The following is a 15,551-nucleotide window of genomic DNA, read 5'->3' on the forward strand; positions in this document are numbered from 1 at the left end:
GCAGGGCATGACATAGCGGGAAAATCCCCGCTATGACGTTGACGCCGGAACGCCTTGAGCCGGTGCCCCGGGAGACCCTCCCCGCCGCGCCGGTCACGACGGTCGCCGCCCGCCTGTCCCGCATCCGCTGGATCGCGGGCGGCACCGGAGCGGGAAAGAGCACTCTGGCACGCCTGCTGGGAGCGCGGTACGGCCTCCCGGTCTGCCACGGAGACGACGCCGAACTCGGCTGGATAGCCCGCTCGGGTCCCGGCCACCCGAACCTGTTCGCGTTGTCCCGTCTGCCGCCGGGCAGCTTCTGGGCGGGCCGGACCCCCAAGCAGGCGTTCAAGGCCACGCCCAGCGTGCACGGCGAAACGCTCGCGCACCTGACCGAGGACCTGCTCGCCCGGCCGGACGAAGGCCCGCTCCTGGTCGACTACTTCGGCATCCTGCCCGAGCACCTGGCGCCGCTGCTCACCTCGCCCCGGCAGGCGGTCTTCCTGCTGCCCACACCGGAGTTCCGTGCCCTGGTCATGTTCGAGCGGCACGTGGACACGGGGTGCCCGGAGGTGCTGGCCAAGCGCCTGATGCGCGACGCCTTGTGGGACCGCAAGGTCCGCCGCCAGGCGGCGCGCCTCGGACTGCACACGATCGTCACGGACGGCACGCGCCCGCTCGACGATCTCGCCGACGAGTTGGCCGCACACTTCGGCCTCGGCGCCGCCGTACATGGGGCGCGCGAGGTGCACGAGACGGCCGAAGCCGGCGAGGCGGACAGCCGGGACTGAGTGAACAGGCCGAACAAGCCGAAAACCCAAGACGGGCCGGACAGGACGAACCGGCAGGACGGCAGGACAGGCAGGACGGGCCGGGTGAACCAGGGAAGCCCATGTTCGGGTGAAGCCGCGCGCTACGGTCACCTCGTCACGGCCGCGCTTTCCGGACAAGCGCCCGTTGGAGAAATGTTCCTGCGAGAGAGACCGTTGACCCGATCATGGACATTGGAATCGTAGGAACCGGAAACGTCGCGCAGGCGGTCGCTCGCGGCTGGGTCGCCGCCGGACACAACGTCGTGCTGGGCTCGCGGGTGCCGGAGGGCCGTGTCGGGCTGCCCGCTCCCGTGGTGACCGTCGAGGAGGCCGTGGTGCACGGCCGCATCGTCGTCAACGCGACCCCGGGCACGGAGTCGGTCGCGCTGCTGACCGGCATCGGGGCCGAGGCGTTCACCGGCAGGACGATCCTCGACATCGCGGTGGGCTTCACCGCCGAGGGGTTGTCCCATCCGCGCGAGTCGCTGGGCGAGGAGATCCAGCGGGCGTTCCCCGGTGTCCCCGTCGTCAAGACGCTTGCCACCGTCACGTCGTCGGTCATGGACGATCCCGGCCGCCTGGGCGAGCCCGGCACCCTTTTCGTGTCCGGCGACGACGCCGCGGCCAAGGCCGAGGTGACGGGCCTCCTCGTCGACCTGGGCTGGCCGCGCGAGAGTGTGCTCGACCTCGGCGGCATCGCGACCGCGCGCGGTCAGGAGCACTTCGCGCTGCTCTTCCTCGGCATCGCCGGCGCGCTGGGCACGCACGAGTTCAACGTCAAGGTGGTGCCGCCGGCCTCAGCCGGCTGACCGGCGAGGCCTGGTCCGGAAGCGAGGACCCGGCCCGCGGGGGCAACGGCAGCGTACGCGCCACCAATTACGCGAAGTGCACATCCCGGGCGGCGGCAGGGGGGGTGGCCGCCGCCCGGGACCCGGTACTGCCCGCGAAGGGCGTAACGGCCAGGCACTCGGCACGCCAGGGGGGGAGTTAGGCGTGCGGTGCGCCCGGGGCGCGAGGCGTGGTCAAGTCGCGTTGCGGCGATGGACCACGGTGGTGGCAGTCGTGAAGGTTTGGGTCGTCCCCCGTTTCCCCCACAACGTATCGCGCGTGGGGGATGGTTCCCGCCAACCCTCCGAACGGGCGCCGACGGGTTTCGCGGCGGCGCCGGTCCCACGGCGTACAAAAGCAACGATCACGATGGATCTCCCCCCGGGCAGTCGCGGTCCGTCGGGACCGCGCCGCAGCACACCTCCAAGAGTGGCAGATGCCGGGCGCTCGGGGCATCCCGCGCATGGAGTATTCGCGGAGGCGGGTCTCGTCCTGGCGGAGGAGCGGGGGCCTTGCGGACTGCCGCGAGCGGGCGCCGTGAAGGCCGGCCACCGCAATGGTGGCCGGCCTTCATGACGTGCGGTTGGCGCATTCCCGGTGCCCGACTGGCGCCGGACGGTTGGCGCGGACCGTACGTCGGGCGGTGCCCGTCAGGACAGTTCGGGGCTGTGCCGGGAGTACTCCGGCGCGGACCAGACCAGCCCGGTGGAGCCCGGCACCTCGACGACCCGGGTCACCGCGAACTCCGTCAGCCGCTGCGCCCCCGGGTACGCGGCGGCCCGGTCCGCGTCCCAGATCGTGCGGGCGGTGCCGGTGACGTGCAGCAGGCCGCCGGTACGCCAGTCCGGGAACACCAGGCCCGCCGCCGGGTTGACCGCGAGGTTCCCCGCCGTCATGAACATCGAGTTGCCGGGGTAGTCCGGCCAGACGATCCGGTCGGACGCGGGCACGTGCACGAAGCCCGGGTTCCCACCCCGGTGCGAGGCGTCGGTGTTGCCCTCCGTGTCGGCGGTCGCGATGAAGAACGCGTCGGCGGACGTGACGGCCGCCCGTTGCGGGGCGGTGAGTTCGGTCCCGCGTACGGCCGCCGCGCCACTTCCGGCCACGGCGGCGGGGCCCGGCGTGCGCTTGCTGATGTATTTCGGGCAGTTGGCGTAGACCTGGTCGAGGTCGACGTGCAGGCCTCCGCCGGTCGGACGGGCCGTCCCGTTCATGCGCATGCGCCGCCGGGTGCCGGGTTCGATGGCGATCATGCCGACGCGCACTCCCGTCCCGGACGCGTCGGCGAGTACGTCGGCCAGCGGGTCGTCGGGCCGGGGCCGGGCGGCCACGGTCACCGCCGTGTCGCCGACGGTCCGGACGAACCCGGGCCGGCCGGTCAGTACGGTCGCCCACACGCGGCCGTCGCCGTCCGCCGCACCCACGACGATCATCGGTTGGGCGGCCAGGAAGTCGGCCGCGACGGCCGGGACGGTCGTCCCGATCGCACGTTCGGCGTGGGCCGCGCGGTCGGCGACCCCCGCGCGCTCCTGCACCGCGATCTCGCCGCGGTGGTATCTGCGGTCCATCGGTCTTCCTCCGGATGCGGGCCGTGTTGCGGCGGTCCAGGTTGCGGCCGCCCGGGATGTGGCAGCCGCGGGTTGCGGTGGTCTAGAAGAAGCCGCAGGTCGGAGCCTCGCCCGACGGAGCGGCCACGCCCTCGACACCGGTGGGGGCGTAGATCTCCAGCCGGATGCCGTCCGGGTCGGCGAAGAAGATGCCGCCGGATGCGGCGCCCTCGCCGTGCGGCACGACGCCGTCGTGGGCGAACACCGCGCCCAGTTCCTTGAGGACGGACTCGGCGGCGCGTACCGCCGCGACGTCGGCCACCTGGAACGACAGGTGGTGCAGCCCGGGGGCGTCGGCGCGGAAGGCGCCCTCGCTCTGCCGCCACAGGGTGAGCACCAGTCGGCCGCCGGCCCCGAGGAACACCCAGCCCTGTTCGTCGTCGCGGCTGACGACGTCGAGCCCGAAGACCTTCGCGTAGAAGTCCGCGGACCGGTAGAGGTCGGTCACGTTGAGCCCGATGTGGCCGGTCGTCAGGCCGGCGGGGGTGGTGGTCGTCGACATGCTGGTCCTCCGAGATCTTCTAATGTCTCACGTGGGACATTGACATTAGATACCCTGGCAGGAATCACACATGGATGCAAGGCCGTATTACCATTAGGGGGTGGACATGATGATCATCCCGAAGGCCGAGGGCAGCGGGGCCCCCGCACTCGGCGAGCCGCTGGCGGTCGAGTTCGGCAACACGCGCTTCGCGGTGCGCGGGACGCGCGGCGGGGTGCACGACGCCCTGGCCGCCCCCGAATCGCTCGCGGCCTGGCTCACCGAGCACGCCGACGCGTTCCCGGACGGCGTCGCGGACGCCGCACTCGCCGGGCTGCGACCCGCCGACCTCCCCCGGTACGCCGCGCTGCGGGACGCGATCCGTACGGTCTCCCGCGCGCTCGTCGACGGCGCGACGCCCGACGCGGCGGCGATCGCGAGCATCAACGAATCGGCCGCCGCGGCTCCGCGCGTACCCCGCCTGTCCATGGGTGCCGACGGCGTACTCATCGCCGTCGACGTTGCGGACCCGCACCCGCTCGCCGCGCTGTCCGCGCTCGCCGCGTCCGCGATCGACCTGTTCGGCGGCGGCGACCGCGAGTCGCTGCGTTCCTGTGCGGGCCCAGGCTGCGTGCTCTTCTATGTCAAGAACCACCCGCGCCGGGGCTGGTGTTCGGCCGGCTGCGGCAACCGCGCCCGCGTCGCGCGCTACCACGAGCGGCACAAAGGCTGACCGCGCCGCGTCCGAGATCGCCTATCCTGGACGCCCCGTATCACTCGGCGAAGGTCCGGGCACACCGCGAAGTGCCCTGTGCATGAGAAGAAGTGACGACTTGTCAGCCCTGGAGTGCGGCCACGGCCGCACCGGCCGCGCGAGGGGGGCCGCCTCCTCGTCAACGTGACGGCGAGCGGGCGGGGCATCGCCCCCGCGATCCGGAAGAGCACGCGCGCCGATCTGAGGCGCTCCCGGCGTCCCCGCGCCCACGCGTGTTGGGACCACCTCTACGCCGCGCCCCTGTGGCCGATGCACAACGCCAACCTCGGCACCATGCTGCGGACTTGCGATGCGGTCGGCGCCTGCCTGGCCGTACCCCGCTATCCCTGGGTGCCGGAAGCCCTGGCGCGCGGGAACACCCTGCGGCGCCCGGCATGCGTGCACTGGAGCGGCGACCAGCTCACCTGGCTGGCCCGCCAGCGCGAGCGCGGTGCCCGGGTGGTCGGGGTCGAGTTGGCGGAGGACGCGGTACGCCTCGCCGACCTGCGCCCCGCCCGCGGCACCACGGTCGCCGTGCTCGGCCACGAGCGTGACGGCATCCCGCCCGAAGCCCTGGACCTGCTCGACGAGGTGGTGGAGATCCCGATGGTGGGGACCGGCACCACCCTCAACGTGGCGGTGGCCGGGTCCCTCGTCCTCTACAAGCTCGCCGGACTGGTGTGACGGCGCGGGCGGGGACCCGGCGCCCGCGGTCAGGCGGGCCGGGGCGTGTTCAGCTCCTCGGCGTTCAGTCCCATGATCTTCGCGCGGGTCTCCTCGTCGAAGTCCTTGACCTCGACTTCGTAGTCCCGGGGGTTGGGCAGCGCCTCGATGTGCGGCCAGTCCGAGCCGAAGACCACCCGGTCCGCGCCCATGAGTTCGACGGTCTCGTGTACGTCGTCCTCCCAGAACGGGTTGATCCAGATGTGCCGGCGGAAGGTCTCCACCGGGTCCTCCGGGAACAGCCCCGGGACCTTGCGGTTGACCGACCGCAGCTTGCGGAACAGGTCGCCGAGGAACTCCGAGCCGTTCTCGACGGAGACGACGCGCACGTTCGGGAAGCGGTGGAAGACGCGGTCGAGGACCAGCGACGCGAGGAAGTCGTAGATCGGGCGCTCCATCGTCCACAGCATGGTGACCGACGGCTTGCCGTGCCCCTTGAAGTCCGTGGACAGCCCCTGCTTGCGGCTGTAGCCGTTGGACGAGTAGCCGCTGTCGCCGGCGTGCACGACCACCGGCACGCCGGCCTCGTTGACCCGCGCCCAGAAGGGGTCGAAGACCGGGTCGCCCGGGGTGAACGGCCCGTCGGTCGTGTTCGGCGCCGCCGGCCGCATGCACACCACGCGGGCGCCGTTCTCCAGCGCCCGGTCCAGGTCGGCCATCGCGGTGTCGAGGTCGGCGAGGGCGATGTACGGCGCGGCGAAGATGCGGTCCGCGTGGTTCCAGCCCCAGTCCTCCTCCAGCCACCGGTTGAACGACCGGAACAGCTGGCCGACGGCCTTCGGGTCGTGCTTGAGGGCGTCCTCGTAGATCATGCCGAGGGTCGGGAACAGCCAGACCTTGTCGAGGCCTTGCTCGTCCATGACGCGCACGCGCGCCGCCGGGTCGCGGTACTCGGGGCGGATCGGCTCGCGCTCGCGCAGGAACTCCAGCGGGTTGCGGCCCTCCGGATTGCCCCGGAAGTACTCGGACATGGCGCCGGCCTTCGCGATCGGGTCGAAGGTGGGGTTCACCACCGCGTGGTTCACCTTGCCGCCGATGACGTGGTACTTGCGCCCGTTGATCTCGCACCACTGGATGACGCTGCCGCCGAGGCGCGGGTCGAGGTGGCGGGTGAACGCGTCGATCGCCTCGTAGTAGTGGTTGTCGGCGTCGAAGACGAAACTCATGCGCCCACCTCGTAGATCGCTTGCCTCGGTTAAGTATTCGGGGACATTGTGCGGCGCGCGGGCCGCGGGCACAAGGTAAGGGAGTCTGACTTTTGTAGGTCCGGGGGCGTGCCGCCGCACGCCCCCGGACCCCGCGCCGCAAGGGGTGGAGTCCGCGGCTACGGCTGGAACAGCAGGTCGGACAGCACGCCGGACGCGCGGTCGGCCTGCGCGTACGCGCCGTTCAGGTAGGTGCCGAACTGCGTGCGCCCCTTGAGGAAGTACTCGAGGAACGCGGTCGCGTAGACGTTGCCGGTGTAGTGCTGCGAGTCGTACGACACACCCGGGTCGCAGTCCTCGGGAACGCCCGGGATCGGGACGCTCACGCCCTGGTCGTCGAGGAACTGCACATGGTTCGCGCCGCCGATCTCGACGTACTGCTTGTACGTGCCGGAGACGTCGTCGTAGTAGCGCTTGCCGGCTCCGGGGGAGATGCAGTCGTTCTGGCCGCTCTCGATCAGCGTCGGCACCCGGATGTTGCGCACGTCGGCCTCGACGCGGTTGTACAGGTCGGGGTCGGCCGGGTCGTACCCCGGCGTCATCGCCACCACGGCGTCGATCCGGCTGTCCTGCGCGGCAGCCGTGAGCGCGCCCGCGCCGCCGAGCGAGACGCCCGCCGCCGCGATCCTGCCGGTGTCCACAATGCCCTTGACCGGGCTGCCCCAGGCGCCGTTCTCGGAGATCAGCCGGGTGATCCCCGCCTTGATGTTCTTGGTGTGCATGTACGGGTCCGTCGACAGCAGGTTCGGCGGGTAGTAACTGAGCACGATGTAGCCGTGCGAGGTCAGGTAGCCGATGGCCCAGTCGAAGTAGTCGAACCCGACCCAGGACGCCGGGGCGAGCACCACGATCGGGTACTTGCCCTCGGTCTTGTCGGCGGGCTTGAGCCAGCCGTCCGAGGTGGCCGGGTACGAGACCCGCGCGTTCTGGAACCCGGGTCCACCGGTCCAGTACAGGAACTCGTAGGTGCCGACCTTGTAGGTGCCCGGCTGGGTCGGCGGCACCGGGGTGACCGCGTTGGCCGGGATCGCGCCGAACAGGAGGGAGAGCGCGGCGAGGATCGCGCTCAGCAGCAGGCCGACCGTGCGCCGGGGCCGGCGGCGGTGCGGTCTGTCGGGGGGATGCGTCATGGTGCGTCACCCTTCTTGGGGGATATCCGGGGGGATATCGGGGGGCGTACCTCGGCCGCGCGGCGGAACCGGCGGCCTTGATTCCGAAAGGAACCGCATTGCCAGGTTCCGTTTCGGCGTCCGAGAACCGGTCCCGCGCTCCGACCACGGAGTGACGGGACGACGGGACCGGGTGGGGCGGGCTACGCCTCCAGGGCGCGGTAGGCCGCGGCGACCAGGGACATGGCCCGCCAGTCGGTGTGGGAGGCCGACTGGCTGTTGGTGACGTACGCGAGCGAGAGCCCCGCCGCGGGGTCGGCGAAGGCCAGCGTCCCGCCGGCGCCCGGATGGCCGAACGCCTGCGGGTCGCGCGAGACTTGGAAGAACGACGTGGCGGGTTTCATGAACCCCTGGGCGAACGAAGTGAGTTCGCCAAGGATGCGGTCCGGGCCCTCGACCGCCGCGGCGGTCGCGGTCTTGACGGTGTCGGGGGACAGCAGGCGGACGCCGTCGAGCGTGCCGCCCTCGGCGAGTGCCGCGTACACCCGGGAAAGGGCACGGGCGTTGGTGACGCCGCAGCCGGACGGAATCTCCAGGGCGAGCACGCCCGGGTCGTGGTCGGCGCCCGGCGCGGCGAGTTCGGGGAGTGCGAACATCGCGCGCACCAGGTCCGAATCGGGATCCCACGCGGCCGAGGGCTCCGCGGCCGCCGAGGGCACGATCGTGGCGACGCCGACGGCGACTTCGGGCGGTGTGCCGATGTACGCCGACACGCCCAGCGGCCCCGCGACCTCGTCGGACAGGAACGCTCCCACGGTGCGCCCGTCGATCCGGCGCAGCAGTTCACCGGCGTAGAAGCCCCACGTGACCGCGTGGTACCCGTGCGCGGTCCCCGGTTCCCAGTGCGGCCGCTGGGCCGCGAGCAGGTCGGACAGCGCGTCGGGCACCGCCACATCGGCCAGTGTGATCGGCGCGTCCAAGTAGGCCAATCCCGCCTGATGGGACAGGAGTTGCCCGACCGTGACGCGCTGTTTCCCGGCCGCCGCGAACTCCGGCCAGTACCGGCAGACCGGGCTCGCGTAGTCGAGCCTTCCGCGATCCGCGAGCATCGCCAGGCACGTGGCGACCAGGCCCTTGGTGGCCGACCAGACGACCTGCACGGTGTCGTGCTCCCAGCGCCGGCCGGCGGCCGGGGCGGCGAGGCCGCCCCACATGTCGACGACCGGTCGGCCGCGCACCTGGACCGCGAGCGCCGCACCCACCTCGCCGCGTACGGCGAAGTTCGCCCGGAACTCCCGCGCCACCGCGTCGAATTCCGGCGCGGCGAAGCCCTGCACGGTCACGTCTTCCACGGGACGGCTCCCTGTTCGTCGATCGGTCGGTCACGCGCCGGGCCCGGAGTTCTGCCGGGCCGGACGCGCCGGTGCTGGGCGCGTCCGCCGATCGGGGGGAGCCGCCATGACCCTGCGGCGGCCGGGGTCAGGCCACGGGGCCGCCCGACGCCTTGCGGCGGCTCCCGCCCGATCGCGGTGCGGTGGTGCGCTTCGCCCCCGCGGAAGTCCCGGACGGGGTACGCCGTCCGGGGCGCGGGGTCACGCCGTCGAGCACGAGGCCGAGGAACTGCTCCTCGAGTTCGTCGAGCGTGTGCCCGCTGGTCCGGTGCCAACCCACCGAGAGCCACAGCGGATACGTGAGGTAGCGGTACACGAGGTCGGGGGTCAGGTCGCCGCGGAAGTCCCCGGCCGCGATCCCGGCCTCCAGCGTGTCCATCCACAGCGCGCGAACCCGCAGGCTCGAGTCGTTCAGGTGCGCGAACCGCGGCAGGGTCGCGAGGTACGCGTAGTCCCGCAGGTACACGGTGCACGCGTCCGGGTGGGCCGCGATGACCCGGAAGGCCGCGTGCACGAGGCCGCGGAGCCGGGGGAGCGGTTCGGTGTTCTCGTCGACCGCTTCCTGGTACCAGGCGGAGAGGTCGTCCATCGCCCCGGTCAGGAGCTCGTCGACCATCTCCTCCTTCGACTCGAACCAGTGGTAGAGGCTGCCGGCCTGGATGTCGACCGCGTCGGCGATCTCCCGTACGGTCGTCGCCGCGACGCCCTTGCGGGCGAACAGCGACGCCGCCTCAGCGAGGATGAGTTCCCGTCGGGCGGGCGCCTCGGGCGCCGTCTTCCTGCGTGCCATCAGTTCGTGTCTTCCTGCTCCGGCCGGTGGTTCTGCGCAGCCTAACCGCAGGACGGGGGTTTTCCGGAGGACTTGGTTCCGCTGCTCGTGCGCACCGCCTTCCGTCCCGGTGCGCCGCACGCAATTGCCGTGCGTGCAATGCGTCTTGAGGCGGCGTCCGGGGGTTCCGAACCGCCTCTCGACCGGTTTCCGAGCCGGCGCTCGGGTGGTCCGGAAAGGCCGTTCGGTGGTGCCGGTCCGCCGTCGGGTGTGTGGGGGAGAGCTGCCGGGGAGTACTGGTTTCCGGCCTGGGCAACTAATCTAACGAGCGTTAGTTTCCTATCTAACATTTGTTAGATTACTTGGAACTTTTACGCCCCGGCCCGGCCGGCTGTCAAGGCTTGTGCGGCACCGGGTCCTGCTCTACGTTGACCGGCACCGTCCGTGGGGGATGGCCTCCGGGGAGCGGACGCGAAAGGCGTTGCTCCCTCATGAACCGCACGCACACCTCTTCCGGACCGCGCAGCGCGCCGCGCCGTGGAACCGGCGGAATCCGCCGTACCCGCAGAATCGCCGCGGGGGCGGTGACCGTCGCACTCGCCCTGGTCGCCACCGCGTGCGGCGGGGACGACAAGAAGGACACCGACTCCCAGGCGCCAGGCGGGAGTTCGGCACAGAACGCCGACATTCCGGCAGCCAAGATCGTCGGCCTGTGGCAGGTCAAGAGCGAGGACCCGAATGCAATCGACGACTACCAGAACGGCGCCCTGATCGCGGTCGACGAGATCAACGCCAAAGGCGGCGTGCTCGGCAAGCCGCTGGAGTTCGAGCGCGTGCCCAGCGGCCTCAACCCGACATCGGCACGCACCGCGTTCCTCCAGGCCAAGGACAAGAAGCCGAGCGGCATGGTGGGCTTCCCGGGCGGCACCGAGGCGCAGGGGCTGCAGCGCGACATCGACGCGGCCGGCATCCCCATCGTCAACGTGAACAACGACATCACGCTGCTGTACGGCGCCAAGAACGGCAGCGAGTGGATGTTCACCACCAACCCCTACGACGGCGCGACCGCCCGCAACATGGTCGCCCTCGCGGTGAAGAACAACTGGGCGAAGATCGGCATCCTCGGCAACGAGCTCGGGTACGGGCGCGACGGAACCGCGCGTACCGAGGCGGCGGTCAAAGGCACGACCGCCACGGTCGGCGACAAGCGCCTGGTGCCGGTCACCGCCACCGACCTGACCGAGGCGGTCCTCGCCCTCAAGGGCAGCGACGCCGTCTTCTCGTGGACGTACCCGAACACGCTTGCCGCGCAGCTCAAGCAGATGGCCCAGAACGACATCACCACCCCGGTGGTGGGCGGCGGTTCGACGCCGGTGGTGGTCAACTACGGCCTCGCCAAGGGTAAGGAGATCGAGAACCTCAACGCGGTCCTGGCCTGCCTCCCGGCGATCGACACGCGGCCGGCGAGCAAGGCGTTCAACGACGCGTACAAGGCCAAGTTCGGCACGGACGCCCCACCGCTCGCCGCCGCCGCGCACGACGCGGTGTGGATGCAGGCCGAGGCGATGAAGAAAGCCGGGACCACCACCGACCACGGGAAGATCAAGGCCGCGCTCGAACAGCTGACCTGGACCGAGGGCGCCTGCCAGCCCGAGTACAAGTCCGACCCGTCGCACATCCTGGCGCACCAGCAGATCGCGATCGACTACGACGCGACCGGCAAGCCGACCGTTGTGGACACCTACAAGATCCCGGAGTTGGCGAAGGGCGCGAGCTGAGCCGACCCCCGTACGTGGCGGCGCACCCGGGGCCGACGCCCCGCACGGCCACCGCGGGTGCGCCGCCGCCCCTCGCCTCCCAGGAGCTCCCATGGCGACGTTCATCGCCCTCTTCGCCGGCGCACTCGCGTACGCCGCGGTCCTCACCCTGGCCGCCGTCGGCTTCCTGCTGCTCTACAAGGCCACCGGCGTGGTCAACTTCGCGCACGGCGACCTGCTCACCCTCGGCGGCTTCCTCGCCTGGTGGGCGATCGACGACCTCGGCTGGCCGGTCGTACCCGGCTCGCTGCTGGCGATCGTGCTGCTCGCGGTCGTCGGCATCGTGCTCGAACGCGTCGCGTACGCCCCGCTGCGCAAACGCCCGCAGATGACCGTCATCGTCGCGACGCTTGCCGCCGCCCTGGTCATCCGCGCCTCGATCGGGATCTGGCAGGGCAGCGAACCGCGCCGCCTGCCCGGCCCGCTCGGCGACGGGGCGTGGCACGTCGCCGGCGCGGCCATCGCATGGCAGCGGGTGCTCATCATCTGCGTCACCGCCGTCGTGGTCGGCGTGCTCGTCTACGTCTTCCGCTGCACGTCGTTCGGTCGCCAGGTGCGCGCGCTCGCCGCGGATCCGGACGCCGCGCAACTGTGCGGCGTGCGCATCCGGCGCGTGTCGATGACCGCGTGGGCGTTGTCCGGCGCGCTCGCGGCACTCGCCGGCATCCTCGTCGCCCCGCTGACCGTGCTGGACCTCAACTTCGGGTTCGCGATCATGCTCGGCGGCATGGCCGCCGCGGTCGCCGGGGGCTTCGGCAACCTGGGCGGCGCGGTGCTCGGCTGCCTCGGCGTCGGACTCATCCAGCAACTGCTGGGCGGCTACGTGCTGCGCGACTACGCGGGCGCGCTGCCCTACGTCGCGCTGTTCCTGGTGATCGCCCTGCGGCCGCAAGGGATTTTCAAGACCCACGCGGCACGCCTTTGAATCACGAACAGGCGTGCCCCGGAGGCGATTTGGTCCCATCCCGGCCGTCGCGACACCGAACCCGAGAGAACCCCGAGGAAGCCGGCCCATGACCGACACACACAATCCTGCCGCACCACCCGACGGGGCGACGGAACGGACCGGCGTACCCGGCCTGGACGCCGCCTCCGGGCGCCTCGACGACCTGCGCGCCCGCCTCGGCGCGAGCCCCCGCGGCACCGTGAAGCCGCCGGTCTACGGCCGCCACCAGTACCTCGGCGTCCTCGTGTTCGTCGCCGCCACGGCCGTCGCGGCGCCCAACCTGATCACCTCCGCGGAGGGCACGAACCTGCTCGATCTGTGGCTGCTCTACTCGCTCGCGGGGATCGGCTTCTACTGGATCTTCGGCCTCGGCGGCCGGTTCGCGTTCTGCCAGACCACGATGATGGCGGTCGGCGCGTACGCGAGCGCCTACACGATCGAGCAGGGGCAGCCGTTCTGGCTCAGCGCGCTCTGCGGCGCCGCGGCGGCCGGCGCCGTCGCCGCGGTCGTCGGCCTCGCGCTCGCCCGAGCCCAGCACTTCGCGTTCGCCATCGGCACGTTGGCGGTGTCCCAGATCGGGATGGTGGTGTTCAGCCGCACCAGCGAGTTCACCGGCGTCAACGGGCAGGTGACCGGGCTGCCGTACGCCTCGCTGTTCGGCCGCACCTTCGACTCGGACCGCGGCGCGTTCTGGCTCTTCCTCGGCGTGCTCGGACTCGCGCTCCTGTTGGGCGTGTTCCTGGAGCGCTCGCCGGTCGGCCGCGAGGCGGTCGCCGCCCGCGACGGCGAGATGGTCGCGCGCACCGCCGGCATCCCGGTGCGCCGCGTGCACCTGATGCTGTACGTCCTCGGCTCGGTCGCCGGCGGCCTGTCCGGCGCGCTGCTCGCCAACTGGCAGGGCTTCGTAGGCGTCGACCAGTTCGGCCTGGACCTCGGCATCGGAATCTTCCTGATGGTGATCCTCGGCGGAGCCGGGTCGATCTGGGGGCCGGTGCTCGGCGCCGGCTTCTACGTCTGGGCGCCGAAGCTGCTGTCCGACTTCAAGGAGTACCAAGGCGTCGTCTACGGCGCGCTGCTGCTCGTCATGATCATGGTGGCTCCCGAGGGGCTCATCGGACTCGCGGGCCGGGCACGGTCGTTGCTCCGCCGCGTCGGGAAGGGCGGTGCGCATGGCTGACACCGTGTTGGAGGCCTCGGGGATCCGCGTGTCGTTCGGTGGCGTGCGCGCCGTGGACGACGTCGGCGTCACGGTCGCGGAGGGCCAGGTCGTCGGCATCATCGGGCCGAACGGCAGCGGCAAGACGACGCTCCTGAACGCGCTGTCCGGGGTGGTCCCGGCAACCGGCTCACTCGTCGTCGACGGGCACCGCGTACGGCTGGGCGGGCCCGAGCGGTCCCGGCGGGCGGGGCTCGTACGGATGTTCCAGCAGCCGCAGCCGTACCGCTACCTGACGTGCCTGGAGAACGTCCTCGTCGCGACGCCGGACCGGCGGGCGAGCGGGCTCGGCGCGGCATGGCTGGCGCGGCCGTACATGCTCCGGGTCGAACGGGCGCGCTGGGCCTCGGCGTTCGCGGCGCTGGAGCGTGTCGGGCTCGCGGACAAGGCACGCCTTCCGGCGGCGGTGCTGACGTACGGCGAACAGCGGCTCCTGGACGTCGCCCGCGGCATCTCCGCCTGCCCCCGCGTGCTGATGCTGGACGAGCCCAGTGCCGGCCTCAACGACCACGAGACGACCGAACTGCTGGTGTTGCTACGGGCGGTGGCTGCCGGCGGCGTCGCCCTGCTGGTGATCGACCACAAGATCGACTTCATCGACGCGCTGTGCGACCGCATCACCGTGCTGGAGACCGGCCGGATCGTCGCCGAGGGCAGCCCCGCCCAGGTCTGGCGCGACCGGCGGGTCATGGACGCCTACCTGGGGACGGCCCACGATGCTTGAACTGAACCGACTGTGCGTCGACTACGGCACCACACGCGCGGTGCGCGAGCTCGACCTGCGCGTGGACGCGGGCGAAGCGGTCGCGCTGCTGGGACCGAACGGAGCGGGCAAGACCTCGACACTGCACGCCGTCTCGGGTCTCGTCCCGGCCCGCGGCACCGTGCTGTTCGACGGGGCCGACATCACCGGGCACTCGCCGTCCGAGATCGCGCGGCGCGGACTGGTGCACGTACCCGAGGGCCGACGCGTCTTCCCGAGCCTGAGCGTGCACGAGAACCTGCGCATGGGCCGCATCGCGGCATCGGGACGCCGCGGATGGACCGAGGACGACGTGTACGCGCTGCTGCCCGCCCTCGTCCCGTTGCGCGACCGGGCGGGCTACGCGCTGTCCGGCGGCGAGCAGCAGATGGTCGCCATCGGCCGCGCGCTGGTCTCCGCACCGCGCATGCTCCTGCTCGACGAACCGTCGCTCGGCCTCGCACCCGTCGTCGTGCGCGCGGTGTACGACGCCCTCGCGCGCATCGCCACCGACCTGCCGGTCCTCGTCGTCGAGCAGAACACGGTCGAGGCGCTGCGCCTGTGCGGGCGCGGCTACGTCCTCGCCGCGGGCCGCCTCGCCCTGTCCGGCACGGCCGACGAACTGGCCGACCGCGACTCGCTCCTGGCGTCCTTCCTGGGAAAACGTGATGCGGCGCACACCCAGGGAGGCCGGGAGCTCCTCAGCTGCCGGGGGGTGGCTGCGGAGCCGGGTGCTTGAGCGCGTTCTTGACCATCTTGTCGCGCAGGGCCTGCGCGAGGTCGATGCCGAGAACGCCGCACACACCCAGCAGGTAGGCGAACACGTCCGCGACTTCTTCCCGGACGTGTTCGCCCACCTCCGGGTCCTCCATGACGCGCGCCGCCTGCTCGGGAGTGAGCCACTGGAAGATCTCGACCAGCTCGGACGCCTCGACACTGAGCGCCATCACGAGGTTCTTCGGGGTGTGGTACGGCTCCCAGTTGCGCTCAGCCGCGAAAGCCCTGATGGCGGCGGAAAGCTCGGCGATGACGTCCGGTTCTGGAGAAGACATGCGGACCAGTGTGCCGCCACGACGCGGTGTCGGTGGCACGGGGGACAATGGCCGCGTCGGACATGCCCACGTATCAGCCGTACCCGAACAGGGCACAGCAGCGAAGAGGAAAGGTCGGTC

General features: G+C 71.5%; 16 protein-coding genes. 9 read left to right on the top strand and 7 right to left on the bottom strand.

From position 1 onward, the window contains the following. Positions 1–32 precede the first annotated feature (32 nt). A complete protein-coding gene (locus tag ACWD12_RS29805; protein ID WP_450102154.1) occupies positions 33–770 on the top strand; it encodes a hypothetical protein in 738 nt (245 codons plus the stop codon). A gap of 206 nt (positions 771–976) precedes the next feature. After that, positions 977–1,600, top strand: a complete 624-nt coding sequence (locus ACWD12_RS29810; protein ID WP_450102155.1) for an NADPH-dependent F420 reductase — start codon at positions 977–979, stop codon at positions 1,598–1,600. A 669-nt stretch (positions 1,601–2,269) separates the two neighbouring features. Here ACWD12_RS29810 and ACWD12_RS29815 read toward each other — a convergent pair. Next, a complete protein-coding gene (locus ACWD12_RS29815; RefSeq protein WP_450102156.1) occupies positions 2,270–3,187 on the bottom strand; it encodes a pyridoxamine 5'-phosphate oxidase family protein in 918 nt (305 codons plus the stop codon). Positions 3,188–3,269: 82 nt separating this feature from the next. Beyond that, positions 3,270–3,728 (bottom strand): VOC family protein, encoded by a 459-nt coding sequence (locus ACWD12_RS29820; protein ID WP_450102157.1) that lies wholly within the window; start codon positions 3,726–3,728, stop codon positions 3,270–3,272. A 106-nt stretch (positions 3,729–3,834) separates the two neighbouring features. On the opposite strand from ACWD12_RS29820, the gene ACWD12_RS29825 reads away from it, so the two are divergent. Together ACWD12_RS29825 and ACWD12_RS29830 are read left to right on the top strand one after the other, a co-directional pair. After that, positions 3,835–4,440: a CGNR zinc finger domain-containing protein gene (locus tag ACWD12_RS29825; RefSeq protein WP_450102214.1), complete on the top strand. Its 606-nt coding sequence runs from the start codon at positions 3,835–3,837 to the stop codon at positions 4,438–4,440. A gap of 291 nt (positions 4,441–4,731) precedes the next feature. After that, on the top strand, positions 4,732–5,145 hold the full coding sequence (locus ACWD12_RS29830; protein WP_450102158.1) for a TrmH family RNA methyltransferase: 414 nt from the start codon (positions 4,732–4,734) through the stop codon (positions 5,143–5,145). Between the two features lie 29 nt (positions 5,146–5,174). On the opposite strand, the gene ACWD12_RS29835 is transcribed toward ACWD12_RS29830, so the two are convergent. From ACWD12_RS29835 to ACWD12_RS29850, 4 genes are all read right to left on the bottom strand, one after another. Then, on the bottom strand, positions 5,175–6,350 hold the full coding sequence (locus ACWD12_RS29835) for an amidohydrolase family protein (protein ID WP_450102159.1): 1,176 nt from the start codon (positions 6,348–6,350) through the stop codon (positions 5,175–5,177). Positions 6,351–6,508: 158 nt separating this feature from the next. Beyond that, positions 6,509–7,519: an alpha/beta hydrolase family protein gene (locus ACWD12_RS29840; protein WP_450102160.1), complete on the bottom strand. Its 1,011-nt coding sequence runs from the start codon at positions 7,517–7,519 to the stop codon at positions 6,509–6,511. Between the two features lie 182 nt (positions 7,520–7,701). Beyond that, the gene (locus tag ACWD12_RS29845) at positions 7,702–8,850 is read right to left on the bottom strand and encodes a serine hydrolase domain-containing protein (protein ID WP_450102161.1); all 1,149 of its coding nucleotides are present in this window, start codon (positions 8,848–8,850) and stop codon (positions 7,702–7,704) included. Between the two features lie 127 nt (positions 8,851–8,977). Beyond that, positions 8,978–9,679, bottom strand: a complete 702-nt coding sequence (locus ACWD12_RS29850) for a TetR/AcrR family transcriptional regulator (RefSeq protein WP_450102162.1) — start codon at positions 9,677–9,679, stop codon at positions 8,978–8,980. Positions 9,680–10,149: 470 nt separating this feature from the next. On the opposite strand from ACWD12_RS29850, the gene ACWD12_RS29855 reads away from it, so the two are divergent. The 5 genes from ACWD12_RS29855 to ACWD12_RS29875 all read left to right on the top strand — a co-directional run bounded on the left by ACWD12_RS29855 (position 10,150) and on the right by ACWD12_RS29875 (position 15,118). Beyond that, a complete protein-coding gene (locus ACWD12_RS29855) occupies positions 10,150–11,436 on the top strand; it encodes an ABC transporter substrate-binding protein (RefSeq protein WP_450102163.1) in 1,287 nt (428 codons plus the stop codon). Between the two features lie 91 nt (positions 11,437–11,527). Further along, entirely contained in the window at positions 11,528–12,400 is an 873-nt protein-coding gene (locus ACWD12_RS29860) for a branched-chain amino acid ABC transporter permease (RefSeq protein WP_358349345.1), read from the top strand. An 88-nt stretch (positions 12,401–12,488) separates the two neighbouring features. Beyond that, positions 12,489–13,598: a branched-chain amino acid ABC transporter permease gene (locus tag ACWD12_RS29865; protein WP_450102164.1), complete on the top strand. Its 1,110-nt coding sequence runs from the start codon at positions 12,489–12,491 to the stop codon at positions 13,596–13,598. Continuing rightward, on the top strand, positions 13,591–14,361 hold the full coding sequence (locus tag ACWD12_RS29870; protein WP_450102165.1) for an ABC transporter ATP-binding protein: 771 nt from the start codon (positions 13,591–13,593) through the stop codon (positions 14,359–14,361). The genes ACWD12_RS29865 and ACWD12_RS29870 overlap by 8 nt, the downstream gene beginning before the upstream one ends. Further along, entirely contained in the window at positions 14,354–15,118 is a 765-nt protein-coding gene (locus tag ACWD12_RS29875) for an ABC transporter ATP-binding protein (RefSeq protein ID WP_358349353.1), read from the top strand. The genes ACWD12_RS29870 and ACWD12_RS29875 overlap by 8 nt, the downstream gene beginning before the upstream one ends. Here the strand turns inward: ACWD12_RS29875 and ACWD12_RS29880 are convergent. Next, positions 15,081–15,431 (bottom strand): nucleotide pyrophosphohydrolase, encoded by a 351-nt coding sequence (locus ACWD12_RS29880; RefSeq protein ID WP_358349355.1) that lies wholly within the window; start codon positions 15,429–15,431, stop codon positions 15,081–15,083. The genes ACWD12_RS29875 and ACWD12_RS29880 overlap by 38 nt on opposite strands. Between the last annotated feature and the right edge of the window lie 120 nt (positions 15,432–15,551).

This window comes from Streptodolium elevatio, from assembly GCF_053592165.1.

Bases quoted from the DNA above. Each gene is read 5' to 3' on its own strand.
- ACWD12_RS29805 (WP_450102154.1), top strand. From the start codon at position 33: ATGACGTTGACGCCGGAACGCCTTGAGCCGGTGCCCCGGGAGACCCTC.
- ACWD12_RS29810 (WP_450102155.1), top strand. From the start codon at position 977: ATGGACATTGGAATCGTAGGAACCGGAAACGTCGCGCAGGCGGTCGCT.
- ACWD12_RS29815 (WP_450102156.1), bottom strand. From the start codon at position 3,187: ATGGACCGCAGATACCACCGCGGCGAGATCGCGGTGCAGGAGCGCGCG.
- ACWD12_RS29820 (WP_450102157.1), bottom strand. From the start codon at position 3,728: ATGTCGACGACCACCACCCCCGCCGGCCTGACGACCGGCCACATCGGG.
- ACWD12_RS29825 (WP_450102214.1), top strand. From the start codon at position 3,835: ATGATGATCATCCCGAAGGCCGAGGGCAGCGGGGCCCCCGCACTCGGC.
- ACWD12_RS29830 (WP_450102158.1), top strand. From the start codon at position 4,732: ATGCACAACGCCAACCTCGGCACCATGCTGCGGACTTGCGATGCGGTC.
- ACWD12_RS29835 (WP_450102159.1), bottom strand. From the start codon at position 6,350: ATGAGTTTCGTCTTCGACGCCGACAACCACTACTACGAGGCGATCGAC.
- ACWD12_RS29840 (WP_450102160.1), bottom strand. From the start codon at position 7,519: ATGACGCATCCCCCCGACAGACCGCACCGCCGCCGGCCCCGGCGCACG.
- ACWD12_RS29850 (WP_450102162.1), bottom strand. From the start codon at position 9,679: ATGGCACGCAGGAAGACGGCGCCCGAGGCGCCCGCCCGACGGGAACTC.
- ACWD12_RS29855 (WP_450102163.1), top strand. From the start codon at position 10,150: ATGAACCGCACGCACACCTCTTCCGGACCGCGCAGCGCGCCGCGCCGT.
- ACWD12_RS29860 (WP_358349345.1), top strand. From the start codon at position 11,528: ATGGCGACGTTCATCGCCCTCTTCGCCGGCGCACTCGCGTACGCCGCG.
- ACWD12_RS29865 (WP_450102164.1), top strand. From the start codon at position 12,489: ATGACCGACACACACAATCCTGCCGCACCACCCGACGGGGCGACGGAA.
- ACWD12_RS29870 (WP_450102165.1), top strand. From the start codon at position 13,591: ATGGCTGACACCGTGTTGGAGGCCTCGGGGATCCGCGTGTCGTTCGGT.
- ACWD12_RS29875 (WP_358349353.1), top strand. From the start codon at position 14,354: ATGCTTGAACTGAACCGACTGTGCGTCGACTACGGCACCACACGCGCG.
- ACWD12_RS29880 (WP_358349355.1), bottom strand. From the start codon at position 15,431: ATGTCTTCTCCAGAACCGGACGTCATCGCCGAGCTTTCCGCCGCCATC.